The following is an 11640-nucleotide window of genomic DNA, read 5'->3' as shown; positions in this document are numbered from 1 at the left end:
GTCAGTCTGTAGAGCGACCATAAGACCAGAACAGAGTAAATCTGTTAAGGCAGGTGCGGAACCCCGCAAGGGAAAGAAGCAGAAACCTAAATCGTGAGGTTTGGGAATCACCGTCCGTTTACGGCGGTGAGGATGTCAATAGGTTGATTTTGCCAGGGCCAGCCAATGGAGGTGAAAGATTGCTTGATAGATGGGATTATGGACCCGCAGCCGGCCTTCGTCTTTGATCACTAACCCCGATAAAAGTAACTCTTTTTCTGGAGGGCTATCCTCGGCAATCACCTCTTTTTCCCTTAAAATCCGTTCATAGAGTCTCAGGAGCAACTGGGAGCGATGACTGTTGAGAAGCCGATCGCGAATAGTCCGCAGATGTTCCGGTTCATCCTGAGCTTCCCAATTGTCAATAATCTTCTTCTGTACCAAGTCCTCAATCCAGGGGGCCTCACCATTGGGGGGAATCGGTGCGGCAGCGGTGCGAATTAACTGACAGAGTTTTTGGGTCAGAAAAGGTTGACCGTTTGTCCAAGCAAAGACTTCTTTTAAGACAGTTTGCGGGTTACTAACTTTCTCGGCCAATCCGCGCAGTAAAGGCTGGGCTTCGTGTTCCTTAAAACCCTCCAATTGAATCGAATGACCAATATTAAAAGGAGTGATTTGGTGGTCGGTAATTAAATCGGAGGGGGTGACAACACCGAAGAAAGCGAAGGTCAAACGCCGATAGAGCGGGTTAAAACCACGCTGGTTATAGCAGGAACGAATCAGGGCAAAAAAGTCATTAACCGCGAAATTTAAGCCCAAAACGCTATCAATTTCATCGATAAAAATCGCGATCGGTTTCGGGGGAGAACCTTCCACTATCCCCACTTCCAGCAATAACACTTCTTCGATAAATTCGCCCAAGCGCTGTACTGCCGAGACATCTTCCCGTTCTTGCCACCAAGCTTTGAGATTGACCCTTTTGAGCAGGCCAAAACGTCGCCCTAACTCGAAGGCTATCCCCTTGTACCATTGGTCGGGAGTGACATTTTCACTGCCGATACGGGTTAAATCAATGGGAGCGCAACAGATGCCCTCGTGTTGGAGGTGATCGATCATGCGTACCATTAAACTAGACTTGCCCATTTGACGGGGATTGAGGACATAGCAAAAATCGCCGCGTTTGAGGGCTTTATAGAGATAACGGTCGGCGGCGCGGACCACGTAGGTGGGGGCATCCATGGGTAAACTGCCCCCCACTTGGTAGTCAAAGGTGCTAGATTCTTCGCTACTTCTGAGCAGTTCATTTTCAAACAGTAATTCTGCTTGGGTGGCCTTGAGAATTTCTAGGGTTTGGCTGAGTTCTAGGGTGCGCTCCTGCACTTTCTGTTCTAGGGTGCGGCTATACTCGGCTAATTCTTCGGTAAAGCGAATCCGTTCCGCTTCCGCCTGTTTTCGTTCGGTAATATCGGTAAAAGCGGCGATCGCATAGATAATTTCTCCTTTTTCGTCAAAAACGGGCGTGGCATACACTTCTAGGGGAATAATCTTCTCTCCTTGGTGAATTTCTAGATCATCCATCGTGTTTTTTTCGCCCCTTAAAGCTCGGACAATCGGATGGTATTCTGTGGGATACAATCGCTCGGTTCCAGCTTGATATAACTGATAGGTTTCCCCCAACTGATTAGCCGTGGTGATATTAACTATCTCTTTTCCTAAAATCTCTTGGGCGGTTTGATTGGCATAATAGGGTTGACTGTCGGCATCAAGGACAAATACCCCCACCGGCATCGCTTCTAAAAATTGCGCTAGTTGTCTCTGTTTGGCTTTGATTTCGGCGTAGAGTTTGGCGTTAGTAATTGCGATCGCCGCTTGGCTGGAGAGCAGTTGCAGCACTTCCAATCTTTCTTGGGTAAAAGCCCCAACGGTGAGATTATTTTCTAGATAGACAATTCCCCGCAGTTGTCCTTGGTCGAGGAGGGGTGTGCAGAGCAGGGATTTGGTTTGATGGGTTTTAATATAGGAATCATTGCTAAAATTGCCCTCATGGGCAGCATCGTCATTGAGAACGGTTTGACCGCTCCGGGCTACATAGTTAATAATCGAGACGGGAAGATGTTCTTCGATGGCATTAGATTTAAAGATTGTCACCCCATCTTCCTGCACCGAACCGGAGGCTTCGATCAATAGTTGTCCGCCACTTTCTAGGATAAGATAACCCAGCTGCGCCCCGGCATTTTCGATGAGAATTTTCATCAGGGTGGCGAGTAATTTATCTAAAACTATCTCGCTAGAAATGGCTTGGGAGGCCTTCATAATCGTGCCTAAATCTAACAGTTCTCCCGCATGACTAACTGAATTTTTTCTGGTGGGAGTTCTCCTAGTTTCGGTCTGGTAATTGGAACCATAATTATTGACCATTAACTGAGAATAACGGCTTTCTATCTCTTTGACTTTAGCTGTTGCTCCCCAAAGAGAATAGAGATAATAAGCTTCATTGATGTAGGTTTTGGCAATTTTTACTTTACCCCAATCTAGATAGAATTTCGCCGCTAGTTCGTTAGCTAGTGCTTCTTCATTAATGTATTCATTTTCCTTGGCTTTAGCGATGGCTAGTTCGTAGTTTTCTATGGCTTCTAGATAGGATTGCTGCACCCGGTCTTTTTCCGCTTGCACTAAATAAAATTTATGGAGATAGTTAGAGGGTGCTTTATTAGCCCATTCCTGTTGCTTTTTCTGATTATTCGTCACTCGTTCTAATACTTGCTGTTTTTGGTCATTGTCCAGATGACTATAAATAGCTAAATGGGCGAGAGAATCATAGACATTATGCAGAGAAATCAAGAAAGTGGCGGTGGCTCCCCCCAGATATTTTTCGGCTTGTTTAGCGTTTTCAATGGCTTGTTCGTACTGTCCAAATAAATAACAAAGGTATAATTTATTAACAAATAAAGCACAGAGTCCGTAGAGATCATTAGCCTCTAGATGATACGGTAACATAAGAGTTTCTTGATAGTATTGTCCTTCTAAATTACCGGGATTTTCCGAGTGCCTCAGCAGATTTAAAACTGTTTGTCCGTAGATTTTTAGATAGTTGCGAGTATTTTCTTGTTTGAGCTTAACAAAAGCCAGATCATAATTAGCTATTTCCTGGGCTAATTCTGTTAATTCCTGTCCGATAAAGGCAGAATGAAAACAGTAAAGATAGGCGCAGGTTGTTCCGTAGTAGAGATCCCCAATTTCTAAACCAGTTTGATAGGAAGATTTTAACAAAGACAGGGAATTTTTAATCGGTTCTTTCCAGATACTAATAGTGGCGGAAAAGACGGCAATTATTTTCGGCATCAGGGCTTTGGCATGAAATTTATCGGCGATGTTTAAAGCCAGTTTTCCAAATTGATAACCCGTTTCCCAATCTTCTAAAATACCACAAAGAATTAAGCCATAATTGACATAAGTAAAAGCCGCTAGATAACTATTGCCGTATTCAATTGATAAGTTAACCTGTTTTGATACTAGGATGGGTAAGAGATGAGGGGCGGCAATAAAAACAGGAGGAAATATGGCAGTCGCCATCTTCATTATTGCTAATTTTTCTTCCTCATTTATCGGCGGTAAATTACTTAAATCCTCAATATTTTTACCCGCTAATTTTTGCCGAGTTTTAGTAAGTTCTTCGTGGATATATGATGATTGTAAGGATTCAGAAATCTCGAAATCGAAGCTTTTTAGGACGGATAAACCAATTTGTACCGCTTTTAGTTCTTGATTTTGGCTGTGATAAGCTTCGATAATGACTTCATAAACTTTTATTTTATCTAGGGTTGTTTTTGCCTGTTTTAATACGAGATTAGACCAGCACTGCATCGGCTCAAAATCCCCAGTTAAATAGGCAATTTCCGTGGCTTCAGAATAAACATTTAAAGTCAGTTGATAGTTATTTTTCCAACTTGATTTTTTAAGAAGTTTTTGAGCAATTTTAATATATTTTAAGGCTTCGATTTGGGCATTGGCAGCTTTGGCTTTTTGGGCTGCTAGTAAATTCAAGTTAGCCACTAACTCTCGTTCTTTTTCCTCGCTAATTAGTTGATAACCAAGATTGAGATGATCGACTATTTTAAAAATCTTTTCCGATAATTCATTGGCAGCAGTATTCCGCCAAAGTAGGCGACCAATTTTTAGATGAATTAAAGATTTTTTGCTGTCTTTGATGAGAGCGTAAGCTCCTTGTTGAATGCGATCATGAGCAAATTTATATTCTTGAATCAGTAATTGTTCATCTAATTCTGAGAGGGGAATAATCAAACCAGCTTCGCTACTATAATTTAAAATTGGTAAAAGTTCTGAAGGTGATTTTTCAGAGATTATTGCCAGACTATATAAATTAAACTCTGCTCCAAGGCAGGCCGCTAAACTTAAAACCTCCTGGGTTTCGGGGGGCAATTTCTGCATTTTGCCCATCATAAATTGAATCAGATTATCGGTACTGCCAATCCTTTGAATTTGGCCGAGATGCCATTGCCAATAGCCCCTATTATTGTCGATTTTAGTGGTTGTTTCCTGCCCTGGTTGGAAAAATAGCAAATTTTCCCAGTAGATAGTTTTGAGAAATTCATTGACAAAAAAAGGATTACCGTGGGTTTTTTGCCAGACTAAAGCGGCCAAAGATTGCACATATTCTGGTGAATGATTTAATGTCTCGGCAATTAACTGATTGACCTGTTCAAGTCCCAGAGGTTTTAAAATAACTTGATTGATAATTATGCCCCCCTGCTCTAATTTATCGAGAGTAGCGGTTAGGGGATGGGTGGAATTAATTTCATTACTGCGATAGGAGCCAATTAAAAATAAATAGTCGATATCGCCATCGAGCATAATTAATTCTATCAACTGAAGACTAGCCAAGTCTGCCCATTGCAAATCATCGAGAAAGATGACTAAGGGATGTTCTGGGGAACAAAAGACCCGAATAAAATTTTTAAAGACTAAATTAAAGCGATTTTGAGTAGCGATCGCTCCTAATTGTAACACCACTGGTTGCGGACCGATAATTAATTCTAGTTCAGGAATCACATCAATAATAACCCGTGCATTCGTCCCCAAAGACTTTAGGAGTTTTTGTCGCCATAGTTCCAGTTGTGGTTGACTTTCCCCCAAAAGTTGCTTGACCAGATGAGTCAAAGCGCTAACCACGGCAGCGTAGGGAGTGTTGCGCTGAAACTGGTCAAATTTACCAGAGATAAAAAAGCCGCGTTTTTCAGTAATTGGCTGATAAATTTCCCCAACCAAGGTGGTTTTACCTATACCAGAATAACCCGTAACTAGCATCAGTTCGGTGTGAGAGGAGTTTTTATCCGCCGTGGCTACCCGTTGAAAAGCAGCGAGGAGAGTGGCGATTGCTGCCTCCCTGCCGTAGAGTTTCTGAGGAATTTGGAACTGATTGGCTAGATCTTGCCTAGCGATGACAAAATCCTCAATTTTACCCGTTTTTTCTAGTTGTCTTAAACATTCTTCTAAATCTGCCCGAATACCATAGGCACTTTGGTATCGTTCCTCGGGGGTTTTAGCCATCAGTTTCCTGATGATTGCCTCCACCACCGGGGGAATTTTCTCCCTGACGAGACTATTAATCTCCAAAGGTTGTTTAGCCAGATGACAGTGAACTAATTCCAAAGCATCTTTAGCTGGAAAAGGTAATTGTCCGGTGAGCAGTTCGTAGAAGCTAACGCCCAAGGAATAAAAATCCGTGCGGTAATCGAGACTGCGATTCATCCGTCCGGTTTGTTCGGGAGAAATATAGGCTAAAGTCCCCTCCAGGACGTTGGGATTTTTTAGCCCCGGATTTTCCCGCCGCAGGACGCTGGCAATGCCAAAATCGATGATTTTAATTTGTCCGGTTTCGGGGTTAAGAACTATATTGGCCGGATTAATATCTTTGTGAATAACCTTGGCGTTGTGAATTTTCTCTAAATTAGCCACTATTCGGGGTGCAAGGCTTAAAAAGTCCCTTAAGGCCAGGTTTTTGCCCTCTAGCCATTTTTTTAAGGATATGCCCCCGAAATCTTCCAAAATAATCACGGGAGTTCTACGGTAGGTTTCTAAACCATAAGCTTTAATCGCCCCCTCAAAGTTCAGGCCGCAGATGGTTTTATACTCCTGTTTGTAGTGGGTTAGTTCTTGGGCGGTGGGATATTCTTGCTTGAGGATTTTGAGGATAACGGGTTGATTATCGGCGGTGCGAATGGCCCGATAGACTTCTGAGTTAACACTTTCGTAGATTTGGGCAAGAATGTCGTATCCGTTGAGAAGAATCATCGAAAAATTGGGTTTGAAACCCCGTCCTTTTAGGACGGCTTGGCATTTAAGATGTTTCGCTATATGCTAGAGATACAGCGAAACAATCTTAACTATGTACGCCACTCAAAAGAACCAACTTAGACAACTTAATCAGCAGGAATTTAATGCCCTGACTGCTTTGTGTCGTTTGAGTAAGAATCTTTTTAATGTGGCGTTGTACGAATGTCGGCAATATTTCTTTGCTGAAAGAAAACGTTTGACCTAAGAATCTAACTACCATATTTGCAAATCTAATGAAAACTATCGGCTTTTGAATACCGATATTGCTCAGCAAACGATGAAGGTAGTAGATAGAAGTATGCGGTCTTTCTTGGGACTGCTTAAGGCAATTAGTATAGGGAGATGTGACCAAAGACCACAACTGCCCCAATACTTGTCTAAAGAGGGATATTTCCCTTTGATTATTCCTCGAATTAAACTCAAAGATGGAATGTTGGCAATTCCCATGTCTAGAGAGTTTAAAAAAGAATATGGCGAAGTTAAAATCCAACTCCCAGAAAGACTGAAAGACAAGAATATTAAGGAGGTACGAATACATCCCAAATACTCGGCTCGATGGTTTGAAATCGAGTACATTTATGAGGATGAAGCAATAGAAACATCTGTGGACTCCGAAAAAGCAATAGCTATTGACTTGGGGGTTGATAACTTGGCAGCTTGTTTTGACACTGAGGGGCATCAATTTTTGATTGATGGAAAAAGACTTAAAAGCATTAATCAGTGGTACAACAAGCGTAATGCTGAACTTCAATCTGCCAAAGATAAGCAAGGCATTAAAGAGTTGACTAATAAACAAGCACAGCTTAATCAATGGCGTAATGATTCTATTCGAGATTATTTGAATAAATCCGCTCGAATAATAATTAACCATTGCTTGAACCATCAAATAGGCAAGTTGGTAGTTGGGTATAATCCAAGTATTAAACAAGAGATTAATATTGGACGTTCCAACAATCAAAACTTTGTTCAGATACCTTTTTGGCAACTTAGACAAAAGCTCAAAGCTTTGTGTTCTCGATACGGAATTGAGTATTGTGAACAAGAGGAGTCTTATTCGTCTAAAGCTAGTTTTTACGGTCAAGATGAGATTCCTATTTACAATGCCGATAACCCCATCAAACAGAATTTTTCTGGTAGAAGGGTTAAGCGGGGATTGTATCAAACAAAGAACAGACATCTTGTTTCAGCCGATATTAATGGTAGTGCCAATATTTTGGTTAAAAGTAAGCACAGACTCAATTTTGAGCGCGTGTCTAGCGGGTTTTTGGCTAACCCTTTAAGGATTTACGTCTCTTAAGAATCCCCGCCAGGCGCGGGAGTGTCAATTTTTTGCTTGGCGATTGTAAATGGCTGCGGGTCTCCCCAAGAAAAATTCTACGGGAACCAAGACAAGACTCCGCAAGGCTGACAGGACTCGATTTACCTGTGAGACGGAAGGACGGGGAGAAGGCAGCACCTGCTCGAAATACTCGGAATGCAAGGTAAAACCAAAGTGAACATCTTCCGGCAAACTCAGTTTAGCAATCGGTCCGTCCTTGAGATTGTCAGGGTTAAATAACCAAGCTTCTAATACTCTGGTCGGGGTTAAAACCGTCGTAAATAGATAGCCCTGTTCTTGGGGAATAAACTGAATGCTATCTAAAATATAGCCATCGGGACAAACATAAAAATCCAGTAGTTCCCGACCTAAATGTGATACATGAGTATCAGTGGCATTTTTTTCTTGTCTAATCTGTTCAGTTAACTGATTCCAATCCTTATCGAGGGGAACCTTGGCTAATACCGAGGGCAAGTCATGACTGGGAAGTTCGGCATCGCTGAGGATGCGATTACTTTGGTCGCGAAAATCCATATACTGACGACGACAGATTAATTCGCGCACATAACCGGAATAAACCTGATAAATGGCGCTGTATCCCTGTTCCAATTCCTGTGGGTCGGCGGTGTAGAGACAGGTAAAGAACCAACCCGGATGGATGAAAGCTTGTTCGCTTATCACCCTGGCATCTTCGATAACCACTTTGCGTAGCACTCCGGGGTCAAAGGGAAACATCCAAGGAATGCCGTGGTATTCGGGGGGATAACTCTGACCAGTAAAATGTTGGATATCGTCTTTTTCGATCGCTTCGGTTAAACTAATAGTGGCGTTTTGGATGGCCACAAGCTGAATTTGACCGTTGATACTATGGTAATTACAAAGGAAGTGATAACTGTCGCCATTGAAGGTAATTAATTGCGAGGGAACGGTGGTTTCTTCTTCCTTGAGGTCTTGACGTTTAACCAGATAAATTTGAGTTTTCGGATAGGTTTCTTCTGGCTTGATTCTGATACCTAATAGTTTGGCTACTCCCATCTGAAAAGGCATATCGGGAATCATGATATAATCTTCGGTGACGATAACCGAATGGGGACTACCATCAAGGATAGTTCCCTGTAGTTTCCAAGGTTTAAGTTGTTTTTGTTGATCCCAAAGCACAATATACACCGAGTTATCTAAATCTTTTAACATACCTCCCGATACAAGTTTTAGCTTTAATTCACAGGTGATAAATTCTTGGGTTTTTTTGTCGTAGAAGGGATGAGCGGTATTTTCTAGGACGGGGAAAAAAGACAAAGGCACGGAAACAAGATGTTGGTCAAAATAACCAATCGGAGTGATAGTATCAAGGGAAACGGGATCTACTTCCCAGTAACGTCCCGCATCGGCGGTGAGAATTAATCTGGTTTCTTCTAGTTGTTCATCTTCGGAAACTTTTTCTATTTTAACCATAGCAGTATTCGCTATTTCCGAAGAACCCAAAATGCTGATCACGGCGGGAAAATTGGCTTTAATAATATTAAATATCGGTAAAATTTTTCGCCAGAAACTATCCCAAGTTTTCAGTTTTTTGCTGTAAACGTTAACTTGATTATTTTTCCCCTGCAAGTCCCATTTAATAATTACACCTTCGCCAGAGAACAAATGACGGTCATTTTTTCTATGAAAAGGACAGACGATAAAAACGTATCCCGAAAGATTCTCCGGCCAATGTCCCTCGGTAATTGTGGCGACCGCTTTATATAAATTGTTCTCATCCGGTTGACCGAGTTGCGAGCGACTAAAGTTACTAATGTTGACAGTATTTTGGACAGTATCTTTGATTGACATATTCATAGGATTCTCCCTTATCAGTTATCAGATGTGAGTTATCAGTTATCAGATGTGAGCTATCAGTTATCAGATGTGAGTTATCAGTTATCAGTTAAGTGGGTGGGTGGAATTAAATATAAGATGAACGTAGGTTGGGTTGAAGCATGAAACCCAACGTCCGATCATGTTACGAAGTGCGCTAACCCATCCTAAAAATAATTGTACCTCCCTACTTATCAGTTATCAGATGCGAGTTACAGCGTTTCTCATCAAGATGAAGTATGACTGGATTTGGCATCATCCCCAGACGACCGACTAATGTTGACCGTTCCTCAGTTTCGGCGTTCCCCAAAACCAGAGAATTTGCACCTCACTATTATGAGAACTACTTATCAGTTCACTGATAACTGTTTACTTTTTACTGATAACTGATAGAGGATTTCACCTCTAAAAAATAGCGTCGATACAATTCATAGCCGGGTACTACTTTATCTCCTGATTGTTTGAGTAGTCCCATACTGCTGAGTTTGTAAGCGAGAATTGGGTCTAATTGTACGGGTTCCACCGCGCTCATCACTCTATCGAGGGCTTTCGCTAGTTCAGGCTGTTGTTCTAATACCGCCCAATGGCGTCGCAGGTGATGGGCATAAATCCCCGTGACGGAGGTGGCACTGGTTAGTATTTGCGCCATAGTTATTTCCTCCCGACTGAGATAGTAGAGGGCGGTTTGCACCAAAGCTGGGTGTCCTCCTACTAGCTCCATCAATTGTTTGACTTTTTCCTGATTTTCCCAGGTGAGTTGATAACGTTGGGCTAATTGCAATACCTCCTCAAGACTAAAATGACTTAGCTGTGCGGGGAATCCCACGTTAAAGGGGGATTGATTGAGTTGCAGGGGGACGTAAATTTCTGTGGAATGGACGACGATAAGACGGAGTTTTTGCCAGATAGGTAGGGTTTTGGCTTCTTCGTACCAAGAACGCAGCAGCGGTAAAAAATCCTTGGCCACTTGGGGATGTTCAAAAATCTGATTGAGTTCATCGAGGGCGAGGACAATGGGGGCGGTAATCGATTCCAGGAGATAGTCTTGAATGTAAACCGTACAGCTAATCTTGCTGCCTAAATCCTCATCCCAATACTCATCTAATTGTGGTTTTAACTGTAGTTGACGGGCAGCATTGGCACACAACCAGCGCAAAAATTGGTTTAAATCACCTAAAATCGCTTGGTCTACCTGTTCTAAGTTCAAACTCACCGTGCGGTAGCCTTGCTGTTTGGCAAAATCGAGCATTCTCAAAAGTAGGGAAGTTTTGCCCATTTCTTTCGGGGCTTTTATCCGCACTAAAGCCCCCGGTTTCTTGATTTCCTGCCTTATCTGTTCTTCCAGGGGAAGACGTTCTAAATAAAATGGGGAACCAAGGGGAACTGCCCCATTGGGATAGGGGGGTAATATGTCCAATTTTTCGCTCTTGGATGGAGAATTAACCGGAATTTTGTCTTGAGGGGGTGCTGTTAGCTGAAAATTCAGGGCGGCGATTTCTTGCCAGTCGAGGCATAATCGACGACAAATTTGGGCAAAAGTGGCTTGTTCTACTGGTTTCCCCGTCAGGAAGTTGCTGACAATAGCCAGACTAAATTCAGCTTCTTTAGCTAAGGATCGTTGACTGCTAAAGCCCTGCTTTTTCACGGCTAATTTAACTTGATTGAGGCAATGTTGTTGTACTCTTAGATGGCTCGATAGGGAATCTCTCATAAGAATTGGGGAATTATGAATTATGAATTATGAATTATGAAGTGGGGTGTGGGGAAGTGGGGAGGTGGGGAGGTGGGGGAATGGGGAAATTGAACTAAAACCCTAAAACCCCAAAACCCCAACACCCCAACACCTAAAACTTATCTCCTATCTCCTATCTCCTATCTCCTGACTCCTGACTCCTGACTCCTGACTCCTCACTTCTAACCCAATTGTAGATGTTCGATTTTGCAGGAGTTCTATTTTTTGTCAAAGATAAGCAAAAATTATCTATTGACTCCATAAGCTTGAGAATATTTAAATTAACATTCCGCAATATTTATAAATTCTTAACAATTAATTGAGAAATATTTTTATTTAACAACGATGTTGCAATGGTTACAGCGATTTGATAGAATTTCATAATCGGTTATTTTGTGCTTTT

Annotated in this window: 5 protein-coding genes; 2 read left to right on the top strand and 3 right to left on the bottom strand. The window is 42.1% G+C overall.

Annotated features, from left to right (window positions below; genetic code table 11):
• Window positions 1-135 precede the first annotated feature (135 nt).
• Window positions 136-6291 carry an AAA family ATPase gene (locus tag IM319_RS09710; RefSeq protein ID WP_287735453.1) on the bottom strand — a complete coding sequence of 2052 codons (6156 nt, stop codon included), beginning with the start codon at window positions 6289-6291 and terminating at the stop codon, window positions 136-138.
• A gap of 94 nt (window positions 6292-6385) precedes the next feature.
• Here IM319_RS09710 and IM319_RS09705 point away from each other — a divergent pair, with 94 nt between their 5' ends.
• Together IM319_RS09705 and IM319_RS09700 are read left to right on the top strand one after the other, a co-directional pair.
• Entirely contained in the window at window positions 6386-6538 is a 153-nt protein-coding gene (locus tag IM319_RS09705; protein ID WP_287078304.1) for a hypothetical protein, read from the top strand.
• 15 nt (window positions 6539-6553) lie between these two features.
• Window positions 6554-7630, top strand: coding sequence for an RNA-guided endonuclease InsQ/TnpB family protein (locus IM319_RS09700; protein ID WP_287735454.1), 1077 nt, complete (start codon window positions 6554-6556; stop codon window positions 7628-7630).
• Window positions 7631-7654: 24 nt separating this feature from the next.
• Here the strand turns inward: IM319_RS09700 and IM319_RS09695 are convergent, their stop codons facing one another.
• Together IM319_RS09695 and IM319_RS09690 are read right to left on the bottom strand one after the other, a co-directional pair.
• Window positions 7655-9487 carry a carotenoid oxygenase family protein gene (locus IM319_RS09695; protein ID WP_287735451.1) on the bottom strand — a complete coding sequence of 611 codons (1833 nt, stop codon included), beginning with the start codon at window positions 9485-9487 and terminating at the stop codon, window positions 7655-7657.
• 394 nt (window positions 9488-9881) lie between these two features.
• A complete protein-coding gene (locus IM319_RS09690; protein WP_286823844.1) occupies window positions 9882-11216 on the bottom strand; it encodes an AAA-like domain-containing protein in 1335 nt (444 codons plus the stop codon).
• Window positions 11217-11640 lie beyond the last annotated feature (424 nt).

The organism is Microcystis sp. M113S1 (assembly GCF_020246945.1).
Taxonomy (GTDB): domain Bacteria; phylum Cyanobacteriota; class Cyanobacteriia; order Cyanobacteriales; family Microcystaceae; genus Microcystis.
Note: the sequence above shows the minus strand (reverse complement) of the source record. Positions and strands in the feature narration are given on the sequence as shown.

Bases quoted from the DNA above. Each gene is read 5' to 3' on its own strand.
- IM319_RS09710 (WP_287735453.1), bottom strand. From the start codon at position 6,291: ATGATTCTTCTCAACGGATACGACATTCTTGCCCAAATCTACGAAAGT.
- IM319_RS09705 (WP_287078304.1), top strand. From the start codon at position 6,386: ATGTACGCCACTCAAAAGAACCAACTTAGACAACTTAATCAGCAGGAA.
- IM319_RS09695 (WP_287735451.1), bottom strand. From the start codon at position 9,487: ATGAATATGTCAATCAAAGATACTGTCCAAAATACTGTCAACATTAGT.
- IM319_RS09690 (WP_286823844.1), bottom strand. From the start codon at position 11,216: ATGAGAGATTCCCTATCGAGCCATCTAAGAGTACAACAACATTGCCTC.